This is a genomic window from Nocardioides sp. LMS-CY, from assembly GCF_018732145.1.
Taxonomy (GTDB): Bacteria; Actinomycetota; Actinomycetes; order Propionibacteriales; family Nocardioidaceae; genus Nocardioides; species Nocardioides soli.
This window is the reverse complement of the sequence record NZ_CP076104.1, coordinates 672,135-692,569: the sequence shown is the minus strand read 5'-3', so window position 1 is coordinate 692,569 and position 20,435 is coordinate 672,135. Positions and strand designations below refer to the sequence as shown.

Sequence of the window (20,435 nt, the reverse complement as noted above, 5' to 3'; positions counted from 1 at the left end):
TCAGACGGCGAGGCGGGTGCGCGGGCCGGCCTTGAGCACCCGCGACGGGAGCTCGCGACCCACCAGGCGCTGGGCGAGGTCGGCGACCTCGAGGAGCCGGTCGAGGTCGACGCCGGTCTCGACGCCGAGCTCGTCGAGGAGGTAGACCGCCTCCTCGGTGGCGATGTTGCCACTGGCGCCGGGGGCGTACGGGCAGCCGCCGAGTCCGCCCACGCTCGCGTCGAAGCGCTCGACGCCCAGCTCGAGCGCGGCGACCAGGTTGGCCATGCCGGTGCCCCGGGTGTCGTGGAAGTGCAGCGCGAGCGTGGCCTCCGGCGCCTGCTCCCGGAACCGGCCGACCAGCCGCCGGACCCGGGGCGGCGAGCCCATCCCCGTGGTGTCGCCGAAGCAGATGCTGTCGGCGCCGTCGCGATGGGCGCGGGCGGCGTACGACGCGACGAGGTCCTCGGGCACCTCGCCCTCGTAGGGGCAGCCGAACGCCGTCGCGACGATCACCTGACAGCTCGCCCCGGCTGCGTGGGCGACCTCGATGACCTCGGCGATCGCGTCGAGCGACTCCTCGGGCGAGCGGTTGATGTTGCGCAGGTTGTGGGTCGCCGACGCCGAGACCACGACCTCGATGTCGGTGAAGCCGGCGTCGAGGGCCCGGTGCGCTCCGACCAGGTTGGGGACCAGCGCCGAGTAGCGGATCTCCGGCCGCCGGTCGACGGCGCCCCAGACCTCGGCCGCGTCGGCCATCTGCGGGATCGCTCGCGGGTGCACGTAGGAGACTGCCTCGATCTCGGTCAGTCCGGTGGTCCCCAGGGCGTCGATGAGCCGGACCTTGCCGTCGGTCGCGACCGGCGGCTCGTTCTGGAGCCCGTCGCGGGGGCCGACGTCGCGCAGGACGACGCGTGCCGGGACGTCGCTCATCAGAACCCGACCTCGGTGGCGACCAGGGCGCGGTGCCGCGCGGGCGTGCCGTAGAGCGCCCGCTCGGCCGTCACGCGACGGAAGTGGTGGGACACCTCGTGCTCCCACGTGAAGCCGATCCCGCCGTGCACCTGCACCGACTCGCGGAGCACGGCCATCGTCGCGTCGCCGCCCCGCGCCGCCGCGGCGGACGCCGCGAAGCGCCAGTCGGCGCTGCCCTCGGCGGCCGCCTCCAGGGCGGCTGCGATCGCGGCGGACGCCGTCTGCAGCTCGGCGTACATGTCGACGAGCTTGTGCTTGACGCTCTGGAACGACGCGACCGGGCGGCCGAACTGCTGGCGCTGCACGGAGTAGTCCCGCGCGAGCGCGAACGCCCGGCCCGCGGCACCGAGCGCGTCGACCGCCACCAGGAGCGCCCCGGTGAGCCACGCGTCGTGGAGGGCTGCCGGGACGTCGGAGCCGCCCGCGACGACCTCGACCTCGGCATCCCGCAGCTCGACGACCGCCAGCCCGCGACCGGGGTCGACGGCGCTCATCTCCTCGACGACGACACCGGGCGCGGCGGCGTCCACCCTGGCCAGCACGGGTCGACCGTCGGCGTCGACAGCCGGCAGGAGCAGCACGTCGGCGTGCGTGCCGCTGTCGACGAAGGTCTTGCCCCCGCGCGCCGTCGTCCGGCCGTCGACGACGCGGACCACGGTGGCGGCGTCGAGGGAGGAGCCGGCGTCGTCCTCGTGCAGCGCGGCCACGACGACCCGGCCGTCCTCGGCGATGCCGCGACGCAGGCCGCTGGCGTCATCGGGGTCGACCCGCCCGAGCAGGACGACGGCGACCCCCGCGGTCGCGACGAGCGGGCCGGACCACCCGCAGCGTCCCGCCTCGGAGACGGCCGCGGCGAGCTCGACGAGTGTCGCCCCCTGACCGCCGTGCTCCTCCTCGACGAGCAGCCCGGCGGCGCCGACCTCGGAGACCAGCGCGTCCCACAGCTCGGGGCGCACGGCGCCGCCGAGCCGGCTGACGTCGACCGGACTCCGGTGGTCCATGAAGCGCGCGAAGACCGGACTCAGCTCCGGGCTCAGGTCGGGTACGAGACCTGGCACGAGATCCTCCTCTGTAGAGCAAGCGCTTGCTATGTCGGCGCGGACCGGACGGACCGGCCGACCGGGTTCACTCAGGCCGCGGCGCGGATCCCGTCGACCAGGATCGCGGTCTGGATGGTGATGACCTGGTCGATGCTCACCCGTCCACGCGGGTTGAACCACCGGATCACGGCCTGGATGGCGCCCATGATCGTGCGGTACATCATCCGGGCGTCGATGTCGGACCGGATGACCCCGGCGTCGATGCCCTTCTGGATCGTGTCGAGCCAGACCTTCTCGATCTGGTGCTGGCGGTCGACGATGCCTTTCATCAGCCTGACGTAGTGCCAGTCGTTCTGCAGGATGGTGACGTGCTCGCGGTTGTCGACGAGGCCGCGCAGCGCCTGGGCGATCAGCCGCTCGAGGCCGTCCGTGGAGCCCTTCGCGTCCGCCACGGCGATGCCGTAGGCGCGGACCATCCGGTCGAGGTACTCGACCAGCACCTCCTCGACCATCGCCTCCTTGGAGTCGAAGTAGTAGTAGAGGCTCCCCGACAGCATGTCGGCCTCGTCGGCGATGTCACGCACGGTGGCGCTGGAGAAGCCCTTCTCGGCGAATACCTTCGCCGCGGAGCGCAGGATCAGCTCCTTGCGGGCCACCCCAGTCGGAGATCCGGTGGAACGCCGTCGGGTCGTGCTCACGCTGACCAGCCTTTCTGGCGCCTGTGGAGTTGCTCGGTCACCCTACTGGAAACCTGATCTCGTTCACGGCCTCTGGCCCGACACGATGGTGACGGCGCTGACGAGATCACCGGGACTGCCGCCCTGGTTCTGCACGAGCCCGAACTGCGGATCGGCCACCTGTCGGTCGCCGGCCTCACCGCGGAACTGCAGCCACATCTCGAAGAGCATCCGCAGTCCGCTCGCCCCGATCGGGTGGCCGAAGCTCTTGAGGCCACCGTCGATGTTCACCGGCAGCGCGCCGTCGCGGTCGTAGCGGCCGTCCAGCACGTCGCGCCATGCCTTGCCGCGCTCGGAGAAGCCGAGCTCCTCCATCAGCACCATCTCGGTCGGCGTGAAGCAGTCGTGCACCTCGGCGAGCGAGATCTGGGTCGCGGGGTCGGTGATCCCGGCCTGCTCGTACGCCGCGCGCGCCGAGGCCGCCGACTCGGCCAGGTCGGAGTAGTCGTAGTCGCTGTCGTTGCGCCCGGTGCCGGAGCCGGCGTCGAGGGCGAGCGCGTGGACGTAGAGCGGCCGGTCGGTGTAGCGATGCGCGTCCTCGGCGCGGACGATGACGGCGGCCGCCGCACCGTCGGCGACACCCGAGCAGTCGAAGACGCTCAGCCGGCCGGCCAGCGTCGGCGCAGCGGCGATCGTCTCCTTCGGCGTCTCCTTGCGGAACTGCGCCCGCGGATTCAGCGCACCGTTGCTGTGGTTCTTCCAGGCGATGTGGGTCATCGCCTCCTTGATCTGCTCCTCCGGCACGCCGTAGCGGCGCGCGTAGGCCGGCACGATCATCGAGTACATCGCGGGCGCGCTGAGCACCGGCGGGGTCCCGTCATTCGGCACGCTCGGCATCTCGAGGCCCGAGTAGCCGGCGTCCTTCAGCTTCTCCCCGCCGACGGCCATCACCACGTCGTACGCCCCGGAGGACACGGCGTAGCAGGCATTGCGGAAGGCCTCGGACCCGGTGGCGCACATGTTCTCGACCCGGGTGACCGGCTTGTGGCTGATGTTGAGCGGCCGGGTCAGGGTGAGCCCGGAGACCCCCGAGATCATCGAGCCGAGCCAGAACGCGTCGACGTCCTGGACGTCGAGGCCGCCGGCCGAGACCAGGGCGCCGTGCGTCGCCTCGACCAGGAGGTCGTCGACGTTGCGGTCCCACAGCTCCCCGAACTGGGTGCAGGCCATCCCCACGACGGCCACCGGGTTTGCGAGCGCGTGGCTCCCCATCAGTCCTCCTCCTCCTGCGGGCGCACCTTCCAGACATAGTTGCGCACCCCGTTGCCGGCGACGCTCGCCAGCCGGAACGTCGGGCGCACGCGGTCGCCGATCGCGAGCTCGACGCCGACGGCGTCGGTCATCTCGCACTCGAACCGGCCGCCGCCGTCGAAGTCGACCGCGACCACCCGAGCCGGAAGCTGCACCGACTCCGAGAGCCAGTCGTCGGTGAACGTCGCGATCCGACCGGTCACGTCGACCATCGACACCGACTCGAAGCCGTCGGTGGCCGAGCAGCGCAGGCAGACCCGTCGCGGCGGCAGGTTGCGGTAGCCGCAGGCGGTGCACTGGGCCGCGACGAACCCGAACTTCCACGCCGCGGTCCGGCGCGACGCCGGCGGCACCGGAGGCTTCACGTCCGGACGGCGCGCGGGCTCGCGCGGCAGCAGGCCGCGCCAGTTCAGGTAGTCGCCGTAGCCCACCGGCTGGCCACCCGCCAGGTCCGCGGCCAGCCCGCTTCGCGCGCCGCCGGCGTGCCGGTCGGTGACGACGAAGACGAAGGCGTCGGCGCCGTCGACCGCGGAGACCACCAGGATGTGGTCGCCCGGCACCGCGGCGTCGAGGGCGCCGGCGAGGCCGACGCCGAGGTCGGCGGCACCCGCGAAGCCCAGGCCGTACGCCTCGGCGCCGGCCAGCTGGGCCTCGTCGAAGCCGCGCCGGACGGTGGCCCGCGCTCGTGCGTGCGGGATACTGAGGACGACGTGCTGGATCTGCTCGCGCTTGAGCTCGCAGCGGCCGAGCACCGTGTCGACGGCGCGCTCGACCAGGGGCACGTACTCCTCGACCCCGAAGCGCTCCTCCCAGGTGCGGGTGCGGACCTCGCCGGGCTCGCGCCAGCGGTCGAGGAACTCGCTCGTCAGGGACGCTGTGCCGACCAGCTCGGCGACCGGCTCGGCGCCGATCACGAACGCCGCGGCGGCGTCCGCGCCCGCGGACTCGTCGACCGACCCGGGCAGGCCGAGGCGCAGGTCGCTGGCGACGACGACCGCGGCACCCGCGGCCAGGCCGGCGCGCAGGGCGCCCGCGCCGCCGCGCACGGCACCGGAGACGTCGTACGCCGCGACCTCGACCGGCAGGCCGGCCGCGGCGGCGACCGTGGCCGCGTTGGACTTCTCCAGGTAGGCCGGTCGGCTGGTCGCGAACCACACCGACTCGACGGGGTGCGCCCCGCGCAGCGCCCGCCGGGTGGCCTCGACCGCCATCGTGGTCGAGTCCTCGTCATAGGAGGCGACCGGCCGGACACCCTTCCCTCGCCCGGCTGCCAGCACCCGGGCGATGTCGGCGCGATCAAGTCGCGGCGACGGCACATAGGCGGCGTACGACTCGATGCCGACCACGGGACCTCCGATCCTCTTTCAATCAAGCACTTGCTTTGCTATCTTAGGCGCGCCGTCAGGTCGGCGCAACCACGCACCGGCTCCCGCACCGCGATCGGAGGACGATGTCGAGCCTGAGCGAGGACGAGTTCCGCGACGAGGTGACGGAGGCGCTCAGCGCCTTCTCCAGCCGCCGGACGGCGTCCGGCTCCGGGTGGGGGGAGGGCGACGACCGGGTGTCGGTCGTCGCCGAGCGCTCCGAGGGCGAGGCCGAAGAGCTGGCCGAGCTGCGCCGCTACCGCTCCTTCCTCGCCGAGCGCGGACTGGCCTGGGTGGACGGGCCACCCGAGCACGGCGGCCGCGGGCTCCCGGCGTCGTACGTCGACCTGCTGCGCGAGCTCGAGGCCGAGTTCGACCTGCCCGACGACGCGTATCTCCGGTTCAGCGCCTCGACCCTGTGCCCGACGCTGCTCGCACACGGCACCGAGGCGCAGCAGCGCGAGCTGCTGCCACGGCTGCGCTCGGCCGAGCTGATCGCCTGCCAGCTCTACAGCGAGCCCGGCGCCGGGTCCGACCTCGCCGGCCTCTCGACCCGCGCCACCCGCGACGGCGACGGCTGGCGGATCACCGGACAGAAGGTCTGGAGCTCCGGCGCCCACTACAGCGACCTGGGGCTCTGCATCGCCCGCACCGACGCCGACAAGCCCAAGCACGCCGGCCTCACCACGTTCCTGGTCGACCTGGGCTCGCCCGGCATCGAGGTGCGCCCGATCCGCCAGCTCACCGGCGGTGCGTCGTTCGACGAGGTCTTCCTCTCCGACGTCTACGTGCCCGACGACCAGCGGGTCGGCGAGGTCGACGGCGGCTGGTCCGTCGTGGTCACCTCGCTGCTCAACGAGCGGTCCGCGATCGGCCGCGAGGTCGGCGTGGACGCGGCGCTCGTCGACCGGCTCGTCGACCTGGCCCGACACGTCCGCCAGCCGCTCGACGACCGGACCCGCGACCAGCTCGCCGACGTCGTCGTCCGGGCATGGGCGACCCGGCTCACGACCGCCCGCTTCCTCGAGGGCGGCGGGACCCCCGGGCCGGAGCTCGCCCTCACCAAGCTCCTCACCACCGACCTGCTCCGGCAGATGAGCGACGTCGCGGCCGACGTCCTCGAGGCCGCCCACGTCGCCGACAACGGCACCTGGGGCAGCTACGCCTGGTCGGAGCTGACCCTGGGCCTGCCCGGACTGCGCGTCGGCGGCGGCACCGACGAGATCCTCAAGAACGCCGTGGGAGAGCGGGTTCTCCAATTACCAAAGGATGCGCGATGAAGATCGACATGGGCATGATCGGCTCCTCCGCCGCGGCGTGCGGCCCGATCGCCGCAGACGCCGAGGAGCACGGCTTCGACGGCGTCTGGGCGAGCGAGAGCGTCACCGACGCCTTCCTCCAGTCGCAGGCCGCGCTGCTCTCGACCTCGCGGGTCTCCGTCGGCACGGCGATCGCGGTCGCCTTCGCCCGCAACCCGATGTCGGTCGCCTACCTCGCCTGGGACCTGGCGGCGATGTCGGGCGGCCGGTTCGTCCTCGGGCTCGGCAGCCAGATCCAGGCGCACGTCGAGCGGCGGTTCTCCATGGAGTGGAGCCCGCCGGTCGACCGGATGCGCGACTTCCTGCTGGCCCTCGACGCGATCTTCACGGCCTGGCGCGACGGCACCCGGCTCGACTACCAGGGCGAGCACTACCGGCACACGCTGATGACCCCGGTCTTCACCCCGCACCACCACGAGCTGCCGATCCCGACGATGATCGCCGCGGTCGGCGCCCGGATGACCGAGCTCGGCGGCGAGCTGTGCGACGGGCTGCTGCTGCACGGCATGACCACCACGGCGTACCTCGACCAGGTCACGCTGCCCGCCGTCGAGCGCGGCCTCGCGACCTCCGGCCGCGGCCGCGATGAGCTGGAGCTGTACGTCCCGCTCTTCCTGGTGATGGGCGACACCGACGAGCAGTTCGAGGAGACGGCCCGCAAGACGCGCGAGCAGATCGCGTTCTACGCCTCCACGCCCGCCTACGTGAAGGTGCTGGAGAGCGTGGGCTACGAGAACCTCCAGCCCGAGCTCCAGTCGCTGTCGCGCGAGGGCCGCTGGAGCGAGATGGGCGACCTCATCGACCAGCGCCTGTACGACGAGATCGCCCTCACCGGCACGCCCGAGCAGATGCCGGCGCTGTGCCGGGAGCGCTTCGACGGCCGGGTCGACCGCATCTCGTCGTACTACGGCTGGCCGAGCGACGACCCCGACCGCCTGCGCGCGATCCTGGCCGGCTTCGCCGACGAGTCCGCCCGCCCCGCCACCGAGGAGAACTCCCATGAGCCGATTGACGCCTGACGAGCTCGTCGCGAGGTCCGAGATCTGCGACACGCTGCACGCCTACAGCCGGGGCGTGGACCGGTGCGACATCGACCTGCTCGCCGACCTCTTCACGCTCGACGCCACCTTCGACTACGGCCACGGCAATGTGACCGCCGGCCGGGAGAGCCTGCGCGCTCTCTTCCGCCAGGCCACCGGCAAGTACACGGCGACCAGCCACCACGTGTCGACGGTCAGCTTCCTGCGGCTCGACGACGGGACGGCGAGCACGATCTCCTACGTCTACGCCTTCCACGAGAACTCCGACCAGGACCTCCACCTGCACGTGTGGGGCTGCTACGAGGATGAGCTCGTCGACGAGGGCGACCGCTGGCGGATCGCGGCCCGGCGGGTGCGGGTGGCCGGCACCAAGGCGACGGCGTCCGACGCGCTGCCCGAGCGGTTCGAGCGGTACCCGCGCCAGCGCGGCTGACGCCCCGGGCCCGGCCCTCCGGGTCGCCGTCGGAGCGTGACGCTCCCCTCGCCGCTGCGGTGTTCCCGATGCGCCCGTCCTGCGATACCGTACGATGTGTAGCAAGCGCTTGATTCACAGGAGGCCCGAAGACATGACCAGCACCGCCCCGAGCGAGACGCCCGACCTCGACTACCTGATCATCGGCGCCGGCGTGTGCGGCCTCTACCAGCTGCACCAGCTCCTCGAGGTCGGCGTCTCGGTGCGCGTCGTCGACTCCAACGCCGGGCTGGGCGGCACCTGGTACAACAACCGCTACCCGGGCTGCCGGTTCGACTCGGAGTCGTACACCTACCAGTACTCCTTCTCCGACGAGCTGCTCGCCGAGTGGGACTGGAAGGAGCGCTTCGCCTCGCAGGCCGAGACCCTCGCCTACCTCGAGTACGTCGCCGACAAGTTCGACCTCCGCCGGCACATCACGTTCAACGCGCGCGTGGCGCGGGCGGAGTGGGTCGAGGACGGCTGGTTCTGGCGCGTGACGCTGGCCGACGGCGAGCAGATCCGGGCTCGGTTCGTGCTCTGCGCGATGGGCCTGCTGTCGGTGCCGACGTACCCGCGGGTCCCCGGCGTGGGCACGTTCGGCGGGGTCGAGACGCACACGTTCGACTGGCCGGAGGACCTCGACGTCACCGGCAAGCGGGTGATCGTGATCGGCACCGGCGCCAGCGGCGTCCAGGTGATCACCGACATCGCCGACCAGGTCGAGCAGCTGATCGTCCTGCAGCGGGACGCCAACTGGTGCGCACCGCTGGGCAACGGCCCGATCACGGCCGAGGAGATGGCGAAGCTGCGCGCGTCGTACGACGAGATCTTCGACTGGTGTCGCTCGACGCCGGCGGGGTTCATCCACCGGCCCGATCGCACGCTGTCGACCGACGTCACCCGCGAGGAGCGGCTGCGGCACTGGAACGACCTCTACGACAACGGTCAGGGCGCGTCGCTCTACATGGGCAACTACCGCGACACGATGATGGAGGCCGCGCCGAACCGCGAGCTGTCGGAGTTCGTCGCCGACCGGATCCGTCAGCGGGTGCACGACCCCGAGGTCGCGGAGCTGCTGATCCCGAAGGACCACGGCTTCGGCAACAAGCGGGTCGCCGGCGAGTCCGGCTTCTACGAGGTGTTCAACCAGCCGAACGTCGAGCTGGTCGACCTGATGGCCTACCCGATCAAGGAGGTCACCGAGACCGGGATCCGCCTCGACCTCGGCGACGGACGGGTGCGCGACCTGGAGGTGGACGTGATCGTCTACGCGACCGGGTTCGACGCCGTGACCGGCCCGTTCGACCGGATCGACTTCCGCGGCGTCGACGGCGTCCGGCTCAAGGACCAGTGGCGGGACGGGCCCGAGACCACGGTCGGCGTCCAGGCCACGAACTTCCCCAACCTGTTCATGCTCGTGGGGCCGCAGTCGGGGTCCGCGACGGCGAACTTCCCGCGCGGCATCGAGGACGTCGTGAACTGGATGACCGCGACCGTGCGCTACCTCGAGGAGCACGACATCGCGCGCTTCGAGGGCCGGCGCGAGGCCGAGATCGCCTGGGTCGACCACGTGCGCGAGATCAACAGCCTGCTGCTGCTCGCGCACTCGAAGTCCTGGTTCAACGGCCACAACATCAACCTCGACCGCGACGAGCGGCCGCGGGTGATGGTCTACCTCGGCGGCGCGCCGCGCTACCGCCGGCGGCTCCAGGAGGAGATCGACAACGGGTACCCGAGCTTCGAGCTGCGCAGCCGCGCCGACGCGGGCCGCGAGGCCGAGCTGCTTCGGGCCCGGCCCGGCACTCGCTGACCGGTCAGCGCGCCCACGCGGGCTCCCAGGTGCGCCCCTGGGGTGGGCGTCGATGGGCCATCAGGTGGTCGAGGAACGCCGCGAGCACCGGATGCGCATTGTCCTCGCGCCAGACGATCGAGTGCGGGTAGACGGGCGTGGGGTCGACGATCGGGATCCGGCGCAGGTCGTACGCCTCGGGCCACAGGTAGCGAGTGCCCTCCCCGACGAAGGTGGCGAGCTCGGCGGACTCCGCCAGCTCGTCGAGGAGGACCTCGACGCCGAAGCTCGGCCCCATCGTGTCGATCCGGAGCCCGAAGGCCCGGCCGAGCTCGTCGTAGTACGCACCCCACTCCGTGTCGGCCTGCATCCCCGGCATCCAGATCCGGTGCCCGGCGAGGTCGGCCGGCCTCAGGCTGGTGGCGCCGGCGAGCGGGTGGCGCGGTCCGACCAGCAGCTGGTGCCGGTCGTCGATCACCCGCGTGGCCCGCACCGGGGACGGGACCTCGCCGCCCGGCACGGAGATCGCCCGGAAGGTCGCGTCGACGCTGCCGCCCACGACCGCGGCCACCGCGGCGTCGAGGTGGGCGTCGGGCAGAGTGACGACGTCGAGCTCGACGTCGGGGTGGCTCCGGTGGAACGCGTGCAGCGCGGTCGCCGGCGCCGTACGCCGGTTGAGGACGTCGACGCGCAGCGCTCGTCGTCCCGGTCGCACCGAGCCGACGGCTCGAGCGGCCACCCGGATCAGCTCGCGGGCGTGCGGCAGGAACGCCTGCCCGTCGACGCTCGGCTGCGTGCCCCTGCCCGAGCGCACGAGGAGCGAGACCCCGAGGGTGCGCTCCAGGGTCGCGACGCGCTTGGAGACGGCCTGCTGGCTGATGCCCAGGTCGTCCGCAGCCGCCTGGAACTGCCCCGCCTCGGCGACCGCCACGAACGTACGGACGCCCTCCAGATCCACGGCAGCACCCTAGTGAACAACCGGCGGTTGTGACGCTCCGCGATCGCGGTTGTTGGACCGGGAGGAGCGTCCCCTGGTCTCCTCTTCTCTCCGGTAGTCCACGAAAGGAAGACATGAGCTTCGTCGAGAAGGTCCAGCGCGCGATCCGCCTGACCGAGGAGATCAACCTGCTCCGGTACGCCGATCAGGAGGCGATCCAGCGCGGCTGGAGCGAGCTGACCGGTCAGGAGGTCGACGAGACGCTCCACCTGATCCCGCCGGTCTACTCCGACCACGGCATCAACATCCGGATCGGCCGCAACGTGTTCGTCAACCAGGGCTGCCGCTTCAACGACATCGGTGGCATCGAGATCGGCGACGACGTGATGATGGGCCCGAACGTCAGCCTGATCACCTCGGGCCACCCGCTCGACCCCGAGCAGCGCCGCCGCGCGGTCACCTCGGCGCCGATCCGCATCGAGCGCAACGTCTGGCTCGGGGCGTCGTCCTTGGTGATGCAGGGCGTGACCGTCGGTGAGAACGCCGTCGTCGCGGCCGGGGCCGTCGTCACCCGAGACGTCCCGCCGAACACCCTGGTCGGCGGCGTACCGGCGTCTGTCATCCGCGAGATCGCGTAGGCGGCGGCTACCTCCTCGGCACGTACCGCGCAGGCGCGCTGCGAGGGTTCCCGCCATCCGTGGGCGACTCACGCACCTGACTTATCTGCTCCCGATCCGCGGTGAGGTCAATCGGTCGTAGCAACGTGGTTCATGCTGCTGTCGGTTCGGTGAGCAGCTGGTTCAGCATCTCAGCTGGGGTCTTGAGGTCCAGGGTGGGACGGGGGCGGGCGTTGAGGGTGGCGGCGATCTGGCGCAGGTCGTTGGCGGTGAATCGGGACAGGTCGGTGCCCTTGGTCAACCAGTGCCGCAGCAGCCGGTTGGTGTTCTCGTTCGTGCCGCGTTGCCAGGGCGAGTGTGGGTCGCAGAAGTAGATCGGCATCGCGAGGTCGAGCTGGATCTTGTCGTAGCGGGCTAGCTCGGTGCCGCGGTCCCAGGTCAGCGATCGGCGCAGGTGCTCGGGCAGTTGGCGCATCTCCCGGATCATGGCCTGCGCGACGGCTTCGGCGTCGTGGCGCCCGGGCAGGTGCAGCAGGATCGTGAACCGGGTCTGGCGCTCGACCAGGGTGCCGACCGCGACGCCGCCGGCGGTCCCCATCACCAGGTCGCCTTCCCAGTGGCCGGGCACGGCCCGGTCAGCGACCTCGGGTGGGCGCTGGCTGATCTTGAACGCCTCCTTGTAGGGGCTGTTGGCCCGCCTCGCGCCGGTGCGGGGATGACGGCGGGACCGGCTGGTCGACAGCCGGCGGTAGAGGTCCTTGCGCAGCGATCCGCGGGTCTGGACGTAGAGCGCCTGGTAGATCGTCTCGTGGGACACGCGCTCCATGATCATGTGTGGGTAGTCCCGCCTGAGGATCATCGCGATCAGCTTCGGCGACCAGCCATCGTCCATCCACGCCTCGATCTGCCGACACAGCCGAAGATTGGCCACCAGCCGGAACTCCTTGGGCCGTCGTCGCCGCTGGTGCGCGGCAGCATGTGCCAAGCCACCGTGGTAGCTGCCGTCGGGACCACTGTTGCGGGCAATCTCGCGGCTGATCACCGACTTGTCCCGATCGATCAGATCCCCGATCTGAGCCAGCGTGATCTGCTCGCCCGCAGCCCGCCGCCGCAGACACACCGCGATCACCGCCCGGTCCTCACTGGTCAACGGCCGCCGCCCGGGCCGATCACCCACAACGACCGACCCCGCAGACCCCGCAGACCCCGTGGGCGGCGCGTCGGATCGAGCCACGGGCAACCCGCCACGTCTGGTCTGAACCAATCTCAACATCACCGGAGCAGACTGCCGCCACCACTCCCACGCCGACTGCTTCGCCACGCCCGCCTCCACGGCAGCAGCCGAGAGCGACCAACCCTCGGCCACCCGATCAAAGAACCTGACCCGCACCTCGCCCGGCACACCTCGGCCCATCTCACAACACCCTCCAGATCGGTGTTGCTTCGACCGATTGAATCCGCCCGCAAAACCACGACACTGAGGTCAGGTACGACGAAACCCGGCAGGCGTCGCGCACAGGTCAGTTCGTCGCGTAGGCGAGCCAGGTGATGAACAGGAAGAGCGCGACGATCCCCGCCCCCAGTAGCACTGCGCACACGAACGCGATGACCTCGGCGCCCCTCTCGTCGTAGGCCCGTGCGGACTCGTGGTGGTACTCCGGCATCTGGTCAGCCATCTCTCGTCCCTCCATCGCGCGGGCGAGCGGCCCGCTGTCTCATTGGTACTCCCCCAGCGGCGCGGCTGCCAGGCCCGAAAGGGGCCAACCGGGTCTCCCCCTTCGGGTGGTCGCGTCAGCACAAACCCCGGCTCAGCCGGGGTAGCGGTGCGCGATCCACGTCCGGAGGCGCTCGGCGAGCCCGGCCAGGGCCGCGGCGGAGTCGCCGCGGGGGTCCCAGGCCGCGACCAGGCGGATCGTGAGGGGCTCGCCGCCGAGGTCGATCGCCAGCGGCACCAGGTCGAAGCGGGGGTCGTCGGAGACCACCGCGACACCGCGCCCGGCCGCGGCGAGCGCCTGGGCGATGGTGCCGTTGGCGGCCTCGACCAGCGCGGTGTACGACGACCCGTGCGTGACGGCCGCGGCGTCGAGCGCCTCGCGGGCGGTGAACGTGGAGGGCAGCCCCACGAGCGGGCGCTCCAGCAGCTCGGCGAGCGGCACCCGGCCGCGCTCGGACCAGGGGTCGCTCGCGGGCACGTAGGCCCAGACCGGGAGCACCGCGAGCTCGCGCGCGGCGTACGGCGGCGGAGGGCACTGGGTGCCGATCGCGAGGTCGGCGCCGCCGCGCAGCATCTCGGCCGGGTCGAGGCCGTCGCCGGCGCGGGCGTCGACGACCGGGTCGTCGGTCGACATGGTGGCCACGAACGGGGAGACGACATCGGTCAGGGTCACCGTCGGCGCGGCGATCGTCAGCCGCTCCAGCCGGCCACTGCCGTGGAAGGCCGCCGAGGCCTGGAGCGCATCCGCTGCGTCGAGCAGCCGGCGCGCGCTGGGGAGCAGGGCCCGGCCCGTGCGGTTGAGGGCCAGCCGGCCCGCGCTGCGATCGAAGAGAGTGACGCCGAGGTCCTGCTCGAGCTGGCGCAGCTGGCGCGAGAGCGCGGGCTGGGTGACGTGCACGCGGGCCGCGGCACCACTGACGCTGCCGGCGTCGGCGGTCGCGACGAAGTACCGGACGTGCCGGAGCTGCAACGGTGCCCTCCCGGAATCATGCCTAAAAGGCATGGTGATGGATCAGAACAAGTATTGGACAGCATATTCTCGCGGTTCCGACACTCGACGGGTGACGACCCTCGACGTACCCACCACCATCGAGCAGCGGCGGCTGCTCGTGACCCCGCTCCCCGGCCCGCGCTCGCGCGAGCTGATGTCCCGCAAGCAGGCCGCGGTCGCCGCCGGGGTCGGCACCACGATGCCGGTCTTCGCCGCCCGAGCGGCCGGCGGAATCGTCGTCGACGTCGACGGCAACCACCTCGTCGACCTCGGCTCCGGCATCGCGGTCACCACGGTCGGCAACAGCGCCCCGCGCGTGGTCGAGGCCGTGCAGGAGCAGGTCGCGGCGTTCACCCACACCTGCTTCATGATCACGCCCTACGAGGGGTACGTCGCGGTCGCCGAGGCGCTCAACCGGCTCACGCCCGGCGACCACGAGAAGCGCACGGCGCTCTTCAACTCCGGTGCCGAGGCCGTTGAGAACGCCGTGAAGATCGCCCGCGCCCACACCGGCCGCCAGGCCGTCGTCGTCTTCGACCACGCCTACCACGGGCGCACCAACCTGACGATGGCGATGACCGCCAAGAGCATGCCGTACAAGCACGGCTTCGGGCCGTTCGCCAGCGAGGTCTACCGCGCCCCGCTCTCCTACCCCTTCCGCGACGGCGGCCTCGACGGCGAGACCGCCGCCGTGCGTGCGATCGACGTGATCGAGAAGCAGGTCGGCGCCGACAACCTCGCCGCCGTGGTGATCGAGCCGATCCAGGGCGAGGGCGGCTTCATCGAGCCGGCGCCGGGCTTCCTGCCCCGGCTCGCCGCGTGGTGCCGCGACCACGGTGTGGTCTTCGTCGCCGACGAGGTGCAGACCGGCTTCGCCCGCACCGGCGACCTCTTCGCCTGCGACCGCGAGGGCGTCGTGCCCGACCTGATCGTCACCGCCAAGGGCATCGCCGGCGGCCTCCCGCTGTCCGCGGTCACCGGCCGCGCCGAGATCATGGACGCCGCGCACGCCGGCGGCCTCGGCGGCACGTACGGCGGCAACCCGCTCGCCTGCGCGGCCGCCCTGGCCGCGATCGAGACCATCGAGGCCGAGGGCCTGGTCGACCGCGCCCGCGAGATCGAGGCGCTGATGCTCGACCGGCTGCGGGCACTCCAGGCGCGTGACCCACGGGTCGGCGAGGTGCGCGGTCGCGGCGCGATGATCGCCGTCGAGCTGGTCGAGACGGGCACCGACGTGCCGGACCCGGCGCTCGCGAAGGCGGTCGCGGCCTCCGCCCACCAGCAGGGCGTGATCGTGCTGACCTGCGGCACGCACGGCAACGTGCTGCGCTTCCTGCCGCCGCTGAGCATCTCCGACGAGCTGCTGCGCGACGGGCTGGACGTGCTGGACGCGGCGTTCTCGGCGACCACGGCGGACGCCCGATGAGCGCGCGGCTGCTGCGGGCCGGCGGTGAGCCAGCAACCGGTCTGCGACAGCAGATGGTTGCTCACACACCGCTGACGGACTGCCGTGCGGTTCCGCGGTGCGTGAGCAACCATGATGGCTCGGCAGATGGTTGCTCACACACCGCCGCTCGGACCACGCGTCACCAGGAGGCGGTCCGATGAGAAGCGTCCGCACCTTCGCCGTCGAGGACCCGGCGACCCTCGAGGTCGTCGCCCACGTGCCCGACCTGGGCGTCGACGACGCGCTCGCGGCGGTCGACCGCGCCGCCGCAGCGTACCCCTCCTGGTCGCGCACCTCGCCGCGGCACCGCTCCGACGTGCTGCGCCGGGCGCACGAGCTGATGCTGCGCGACAAGGACGAGCTCGCCGCCCTCATCGCCCGCGAGAACGGCAAGTCGCTGACCGACGCCGCGGGCGAGGTCGGCTACGCCGCGGAGTTCTTCCGCTGGTACTCCGAGGAGGCCGTGCGGCCCGGCGGCGAGTACGGCGAGGCGCCGGCGGGCGGCGCGCGCACGCTGGTGTCCCACCGCCCGGTCGGCGTGGCGGCGCTCGTCACGCCGTGGAACTTCCCCGCCGCGATGGCGACCCGCAAGATCGGCCCGGCCCTTGCGGCCGGCTGCACGGTGGTGCTGAAGCCGGCGGCCGAGACCCCGCTGACCGCCCTCGCGGTCGCGCGGATCCTCCGCGAGGCCGGCGTGCCCGACGGCGCGGTCGAGGTCGTCACGACCACCGATGCCGCCGGGGTGGTGGGCGCCTGGCTGACCGACGCCCGCGTCCGGAAGGTCTCCTTCACCGGCTCGACCGGCGTCGGCCGCACTCTGCTGCTCCAGGCGGCCGACCGGGTGCTCAACGCCTCGATGGAGCTCGGCGGCAACGCGCCTGTCGTGGTCACCGAGGACGCCGACCTCGACGCGGCCGTTGCGGGCACGATGGTCGCGAAGTTCCGCAACGGCGGGCAGGCCTGCACGGCCGCCAACCGGATCTACGTGCACCGCGACGTCGCCTTCGACTTCCTCGCCCGGTTCGGCGCGGCGGTCGAGAAGCTCACGGTCGGCCCCGCCCCCGACGGCGCCGCGATCGGCCCGCTGATCACCGCGGCCGCCGTGGACCGCGTCCGCCGTACTGTCGAGCACGCGGTCGCCGAGGGCGCCCGGATCTCTCACCGCGCCCAGCTGCCCGACGCACCCGGGCACTTCTACCCGCCGACCGTGCTCGCCGACGTCGCCCCCGACGCCACGATCCTCCGCGACGAGATCTTCGGCCCGGTCGCCCCGGTCGTCGTGTGGGACGACGAGGACGAGCTGATCCGCCTGGTCAACGACACCGAGTACGGCCTCGCGGCGTACGTCTTCGCCGGCGAGCTCGGCCGCGCCGTCCGGCTCGGCGAGCGCATCGAGGCCGGCATGGTCGGCATCAACCGGGGCCTGGTCTCCGACCCCTCCGCGCCGTTCGGCGGCGTGAAGCAGAGTGGCCTCGGCCGCGAGGGTGCGCGCGAGGGGCTGCGGGAGTTCCAGGAGACGCAGTACCTCAGCGTCGACTGGCCCGAGTAGCAGCCGCACTAGATGACTAATTCCAAGGCCTCGCACGCTGCGCGACGCTCATCATCCGCTCCGGCGGCGTTGCCGACGCTTGAAAGACGTCCAGTCTGCCGACGCATCGGCGCCTTGCCGGAGCGGCGCTGAGCGCCGCTCGCTTGCACGATCCCTTGGAATTACTCATCTAGTTGATCTGCTGGCTCGCGGCGATCTTGCGGGTGACCGCGGTCAGCGCCGCGGCGAACGCGGCGGTGTCGGCCCGGAAGGTCGGCGCGGTGAGCGAGAGCGCGGCCAGCACCATGCCGCTGCTCCCGAACAGCGGCACCGCGACCGAGGTGTAGCCGGCCGTGGTCTCCTCCTGCTCCACGGCGTACTGCCTCTCGCGGACCCCGCGCAGCTGCTCGGCCAGCACCCCGGGCAACACGATCGTCACCGGGGTCACCCGCTCCAGCCCCCGGTCGACGACCTCGTCGAGCAGCGACGGCGGGCCGTAGGCCAGCAGCACCTTCCCGGTGGCGGTGCTGTGCAGCGGCATCCGGCCGGCGATCCGGGAGGGTCGGGTCGCCTGGCGGGCGCCGGTCACCTTCTCCAGGTAGAGCACGTCGAGCCCGTCGAGTACGGCGAGATGCACGGTCTCCTTGGTACTGAAGTGGAGGCCCTCCATGAGCGGACGGACCGCGTCGCGGAGCACCCGGAAGCGGGGCACCCGGCTGCCCAGCTCGAAGGCCCGCATGCCGAGCCGGTACTCCAGCCCGGACCGCTCGAGCATGCCCCACTCGAGCAGCTCCTGGGCGAGCCGGTGCACCGAGGCCTTCGAGATGCCCGTCTGGCGGGCGAGCTCGGAGAGCGACAGGTCGACGTCGTCGAGCTGGAAGGCCTCGAGGATCAGCCGGGCCTTGCCGAGCACGCTGTTGGCGCCGGCCCCCTGCCCCTCGCCGTAGCGCCGCGGTTGGACCGTCGTCACCTCAGCCCGCCTCCCTCGCATCGTGGCCGTCCAGCACCAGCACCGTCCGGACCAGGACCTCGACCAGCCGGCGTGCCTCGCGGACGTCCACGAGGTTCATGCCGAGCGTGAAGTCGACACTCTCACCATCCGACCCCGCGGGGACCTTCGGCATGCCGACCCGGGCCGTCGGGATGCCGCGCATCCGGAGGATGTTGGCGTCGGTGGCTCCGCTGTTCTCACGGATCGGCTGGTGCGGTACGCCGGCGACCGCCTCCCACGCCGCGACGGCGGCTCGGATGACCGGCGCGTCCGGATCGGTGCGGGACGCGGGGATGCCCGCGATCTGGTCGACCCGCAGCTCCGCCTCGAGCTCGCGGCCCAGGGCGGTCACGAACTCGCGGACCTCGCGCGTCACGGTCGCCGGGGTCTGCCGGGTCGTCAACCGCACGTCGGCCCGCAGCCGCACGGTCGCGGGCGTCGAGGCGGCCAGGTGGCCGAGCCCGCCCTCGACCGAGGACACCACGCCCTGCGGGCGCATGGTGTCGTGCTCGTGGCGTACGGCGTACTCCGCGAACCAGTCCTCCAGCCGGTTCGCGACGACGCCGGCGAGCGCGACGGCGTTGCGGTAGGGCATCCGGTGCCGGCTGCCGACGTAGGTGTGCTCGCCGGGCACCACGATGTCGAGCCAGGCCAGGCCGACCTCCTCGTGGGAGACGCTCCAGCCCGGCTTGGCGATCACCGCATGGTCGGTCGTGAACCCACGCTCGGCCAGGAAGCCGGCGCCGACGCCGTGACCGGTGTTGGCCCGGCCGGGCGTGCCGATCCCCTCGGGCGCGAACGTCGGCATGCCGCCGGCGCCGAACCCGGCGACCACGTCGCCGGCCAGCTCCACGCCCGAGGCCGCCAGTGCCTCGAAGGCGACGAGCACGCAGGCCGCATGCCCCTTCGGGTTGCCCGCGCCCAGCCCCTGGACGAGGTCGCCGCGGACCACCGCACGGGGCAGCATGTCGGGCCGCATCCGGCGGGCGGCACCGGGCACGTCCCGCGTGGGATCACCGGTCGTGAAGGTGTCCAGCGGCGCGTAGAGCAGGGTCGACGCGCCGGTGCCGGAGCCGCGGAGCACGGCGACCGCGTTGGCCTGGAGCCCGTCGATCCACTGGACCTTCGACTCGATCCGGTCGCCGAAGAGACGGGCGGCGATCCAGGACGCGAGCTCGCCCTCCGCGCCGGTCGGGCTCGCGACGTCGACGAGGCCGGTGATGGCGGCGAGCAGATCCTCGTCGGCCACTCGCCGCATCACGCGGCCGACGGCCGCATCGAGCGGCGCGCTCATCCCGGCTCCCCCTCGACGGGCACCTCCGCCGGGTGCTTGCCGAGGAAGTCGAGGCTCAGCTCGTTGTACCGGTCGGCCTGCTCGTGCTGGGGCCAGTGGCCGCAGTCGTCGAGGAGGACCAGCTCCGAGCCCGGGATCGCGTCGTGCATGGCGGTCGCCTCGGGCACGTCGCCGAAGGGGTTGTCGCGGCCCCACACGATCAGCGTCGGGACGGTGATCTGCGCGAGGTCCCCCGGCTCGAGGATGTTCCGCAGCCGGGTCTCGATCTCCTGCAGGCACAGCAGGTTGTCGATGTTCGCGACGAAGTCGGGGCGGTGGTAGATCTCGTGCCGCACGGTCACGAGCTCCTCGGTGGCGTTGCCCGGGTCCGCCATCAGCAGCTGCATCCGGCGGCGGGTCAGCTCGACGTCGTCGGTCTCGACCGCGCGCCGGGTGCTGGTCCGGATCCGCTCCATCACCTCGGGGTTGGCGACCGTGCCGCCCGCGCACAGCAGCTGCAGCGACGCGATCCGATCGGGGTCGTCGATGGCGGCCCGACCGCCGACCCAGCCGCCGAGGGACTCCCCGACGATGTGGGCCCGGTCGACGCCGACGGCGTCCATGTAGGCCAGCAGGTGGTCGCGGTAGCGCGGGATCTCGTACGGGTGGTCCGGCTTGCCGGTGTAGCCGTGGCCGAGCATGTCGATCGCGTGGCAGCTGTACCGCTCGGCGTGCGGGCGGAGGTTGCGGACGAACGCCTCCAGGTGACCGGAGGTGCCGTGCAGGAAGATCACCGCCTCGGCACCGTCGCCGGCGCGCAGCGAGCGGGTCGGGACGCCGGCCGCGTCGACGGTCGACAGGCTGAAGTCCAGGTCGGCCAGCTCGGCCCAGATGGTGCGGGCCAGGTCGTTGCTCATGTCTGCTCTCCCTCGAGGTAGGTCACGGTGGTTGAGGTGCGAAGGCCCCCAGGCCCTGGCCGCCCCGGTGGT

The 20,435-nt window shown here is 72.2% G+C and carries 19 protein-coding genes; 7 read left to right on the top strand and 12 right to left on the bottom strand.

What is annotated here, in order from left to right; translation table 11 throughout:
• The 5 genes from KM427_RS03315 to KM427_RS03295 form a co-directional block, all read right to left on the bottom strand.
• The gene (locus KM427_RS03315; protein WP_215526250.1) at window positions 1-912 is read right to left on the bottom strand and encodes a hydroxymethylglutaryl-CoA lyase; all 912 of its coding nucleotides are present in this window, start codon (window positions 910-912) and stop codon (window positions 1-3) included.
• Window positions 912-2,012: an acyl-CoA dehydrogenase family protein gene (locus KM427_RS03310; RefSeq protein WP_215526249.1), complete on the bottom strand. Its 1,101-nt coding sequence runs from the start codon at window positions 2,010-2,012 to the stop codon at window positions 912-914. The genes KM427_RS03315 and KM427_RS03310 overlap by 1 nt, the downstream gene beginning before the upstream one ends.
• 71 nt (window positions 2,013-2,083) lie before the next feature.
• Window positions 2,084-2,692, bottom strand: coding sequence for a TetR/AcrR family transcriptional regulator (locus KM427_RS03305; RefSeq protein ID WP_183592606.1), 609 nt, complete (start codon window positions 2,690-2,692; stop codon window positions 2,084-2,086).
• Window positions 2,693-2,755: 63 nt separating this feature from the next.
• A complete protein-coding gene (locus KM427_RS03300; protein WP_183592605.1) occupies window positions 2,756-3,943 on the bottom strand; it encodes an acetyl-CoA acetyltransferase in 1,188 nt (395 codons plus the stop codon).
• A complete protein-coding gene (locus KM427_RS03295) occupies window positions 3,943-5,328 on the bottom strand; it encodes a zinc ribbon domain-containing protein (protein WP_215526248.1) in 1,386 nt (461 codons plus the stop codon). Before KM427_RS03295 ends, KM427_RS03300 begins: the two co-directional genes overlap by 1 nt.
• 104 nt (window positions 5,329-5,432) lie before the next feature.
• Between KM427_RS03295 and KM427_RS03290 the strand changes: the two genes are divergently transcribed.
• From KM427_RS03290 to KM427_RS03275, 4 genes are all read left to right on the top strand, one after another.
• Window positions 5,433-6,626 (top strand): acyl-CoA dehydrogenase family protein, encoded by a 1,194-nt coding sequence (locus tag KM427_RS03290; protein ID WP_183592603.1) that lies wholly within the window; start codon window positions 5,433-5,435, stop codon window positions 6,624-6,626.
• On the top strand, window positions 6,623-7,684 hold the full coding sequence (locus KM427_RS03285) for a TIGR03617 family F420-dependent LLM class oxidoreductase (protein ID WP_215526247.1): 1,062 nt from the start codon (window positions 6,623-6,625) through the stop codon (window positions 7,682-7,684). Before KM427_RS03290 ends, KM427_RS03285 begins: the two co-directional genes overlap by 4 nt.
• The gene (locus KM427_RS03280; RefSeq protein ID WP_183592601.1) at window positions 7,665-8,138 is read left to right on the top strand and encodes a nuclear transport factor 2 family protein; all 474 of its coding nucleotides are present in this window, start codon (window positions 7,665-7,667) and stop codon (window positions 8,136-8,138) included. Before KM427_RS03285 ends, KM427_RS03280 begins: the two co-directional genes overlap by 20 nt.
• A gap of 133 nt (window positions 8,139-8,271) precedes the next feature.
• Window positions 8,272-9,969 carry a flavin-containing monooxygenase gene (locus KM427_RS03275; protein WP_215526246.1) on the top strand — a complete coding sequence of 566 codons (1,698 nt, stop codon included), beginning with the start codon at window positions 8,272-8,274 and terminating at the stop codon, window positions 9,967-9,969.
• 4 nt (window positions 9,970-9,973) lie between these two features.
• Here KM427_RS03275 and KM427_RS03270 read toward each other — a convergent pair whose 3' ends face one another.
• On the bottom strand, window positions 9,974-10,906 hold the full coding sequence (locus tag KM427_RS03270; RefSeq protein WP_252275010.1) for a LysR family transcriptional regulator: 933 nt from the start codon (window positions 10,904-10,906) through the stop codon (window positions 9,974-9,976).
• Between the two features lie 113 nt (window positions 10,907-11,019).
• Between KM427_RS03270 and KM427_RS03265 the strand changes: the two genes are divergently transcribed.
• Window positions 11,020-11,523: a DapH/DapD/GlmU-related protein gene (locus KM427_RS03265; protein WP_215526245.1), complete on the top strand. Its 504-nt coding sequence runs from the start codon at window positions 11,020-11,022 to the stop codon at window positions 11,521-11,523.
• A 130-nt stretch (window positions 11,524-11,653) separates the two neighbouring features.
• Here the strand turns inward: KM427_RS03265 and KM427_RS03260 are convergent, their stop codons facing one another.
• From KM427_RS03260 to KM427_RS03250, 3 genes are all read right to left on the bottom strand, one after another.
• On the bottom strand, window positions 11,654-12,916 hold the full coding sequence (locus KM427_RS03260) for an IS30 family transposase (RefSeq protein WP_215526244.1): 1,263 nt from the start codon (window positions 12,914-12,916) through the stop codon (window positions 11,654-11,656).
• Window positions 12,917-13,022: 106 nt separating this feature from the next.
• Window positions 13,023-13,178, bottom strand: coding sequence for a hypothetical protein (locus tag KM427_RS03255; RefSeq protein ID WP_183592597.1), 156 nt, complete (start codon window positions 13,176-13,178; stop codon window positions 13,023-13,025).
• A 132-nt stretch (window positions 13,179-13,310) separates the two neighbouring features.
• Window positions 13,311-14,186 (bottom strand): LysR family transcriptional regulator, encoded by an 876-nt coding sequence (locus KM427_RS03250; RefSeq protein WP_215526243.1) that lies wholly within the window; start codon window positions 14,184-14,186, stop codon window positions 13,311-13,313.
• A gap of 91 nt (window positions 14,187-14,277) precedes the next feature.
• Here KM427_RS03250 and gabT point away from each other — a divergent pair, with 91 nt between their 5' ends.
• Both gabT and KM427_RS03240 read left to right on the top strand, forming a co-directional pair.
• Window positions 14,278-15,633, top strand: a complete 1,356-nt coding sequence (gabT, locus tag KM427_RS03245) for a 4-aminobutyrate--2-oxoglutarate transaminase (RefSeq protein WP_252275008.1) — start codon at window positions 14,278-14,280, stop codon at window positions 15,631-15,633.
• A gap of 178 nt (window positions 15,634-15,811) precedes the next feature.
• On the top strand, window positions 15,812-17,203 hold the full coding sequence (locus KM427_RS03240; protein ID WP_215526241.1) for an NAD-dependent succinate-semialdehyde dehydrogenase: 1,392 nt from the start codon (window positions 15,812-15,814) through the stop codon (window positions 17,201-17,203).
• Window positions 17,204-17,372: 169 nt separating this feature from the next.
• Here the strand turns inward: KM427_RS03240 and KM427_RS03235 are convergent, their stop codons facing one another.
• The 3 genes from KM427_RS03235 to KM427_RS03225 are packed head-to-tail and all read right to left on the bottom strand — an operon-like array spanning window position 17,373 to window position 20,363.
• Complete coding sequence (locus tag KM427_RS03235; protein WP_215526240.1) at window positions 17,373-18,152, bottom strand: IclR family transcriptional regulator; 780 nt, start codon at window positions 18,150-18,152, stop codon at window positions 17,373-17,375.
• 1 nt (window position 18,153) lies between these two features.
• Entirely contained in the window at window positions 18,154-19,467 is a 1,314-nt protein-coding gene (locus KM427_RS03230; RefSeq protein WP_215526239.1) for a zinc-binding metallopeptidase family protein, read from the bottom strand.
• Window positions 19,464-20,363, bottom strand: a complete 900-nt coding sequence (locus KM427_RS03225) for an alpha/beta fold hydrolase (RefSeq protein ID WP_215526238.1) — start codon at window positions 20,361-20,363, stop codon at window positions 19,464-19,466. Before KM427_RS03225 ends, KM427_RS03230 begins: the two co-directional genes overlap by 4 nt.
• Window positions 20,364-20,435 lie beyond the last annotated feature (72 nt).

What these genes read in the sequence shown, in the direction of transcription:
- KM427_RS03315 (WP_215526250.1), bottom strand. Translation starts at nt 912, where the DNA reads ATGAGCGACGTCCCGGCACGCGTCGTCCTGCGCGACGTCGGCCCCCGC.
- KM427_RS03300 (WP_183592605.1), bottom strand. Translation starts at nt 3,943, where the DNA reads ATGGGGAGCCACGCGCTCGCAAACCCGGTGGCCGTCGTGGGGATGGCC.
- KM427_RS03290 (WP_183592603.1), top strand. Translation starts at nt 5,433, where the DNA reads ATGTCGAGCCTGAGCGAGGACGAGTTCCGCGACGAGGTGACGGAGGCG.
- KM427_RS03285 (WP_215526247.1), top strand. Translation starts at nt 6,623, where the DNA reads ATGAAGATCGACATGGGCATGATCGGCTCCTCCGCCGCGGCGTGCGGC.
- KM427_RS03280 (WP_183592601.1), top strand. Translation starts at nt 7,665, where the DNA reads ATGAGCCGATTGACGCCTGACGAGCTCGTCGCGAGGTCCGAGATCTGC.
- KM427_RS03275 (WP_215526246.1), top strand. Translation starts at nt 8,272, where the DNA reads ATGACCAGCACCGCCCCGAGCGAGACGCCCGACCTCGACTACCTGATC.
- KM427_RS03265 (WP_215526245.1), top strand. Translation starts at nt 11,020, where the DNA reads ATGAGCTTCGTCGAGAAGGTCCAGCGCGCGATCCGCCTGACCGAGGAG.
- KM427_RS03260 (WP_215526244.1), bottom strand. Translation starts at nt 12,916, where the DNA reads ATGGGCCGAGGTGTGCCGGGCGAGGTGCGGGTCAGGTTCTTTGATCGG.
- KM427_RS03255 (WP_183592597.1), bottom strand. Translation starts at nt 13,178, where the DNA reads ATGGCTGACCAGATGCCGGAGTACCACCACGAGTCCGCACGGGCCTAC.
- KM427_RS03240 (WP_215526241.1), top strand. Translation starts at nt 15,812, where the DNA reads ATGAGAAGCGTCCGCACCTTCGCCGTCGAGGACCCGGCGACCCTCGAG.
- KM427_RS03230 (WP_215526239.1), bottom strand. Translation starts at nt 19,467, where the DNA reads ATGAGCGCGCCGCTCGATGCGGCCGTCGGCCGCGTGATGCGGCGAGTG.
- KM427_RS03225 (WP_215526238.1), bottom strand. Translation starts at nt 20,363, where the DNA reads ATGAGCAACGACCTGGCCCGCACCATCTGGGCCGAGCTGGCCGACCTG.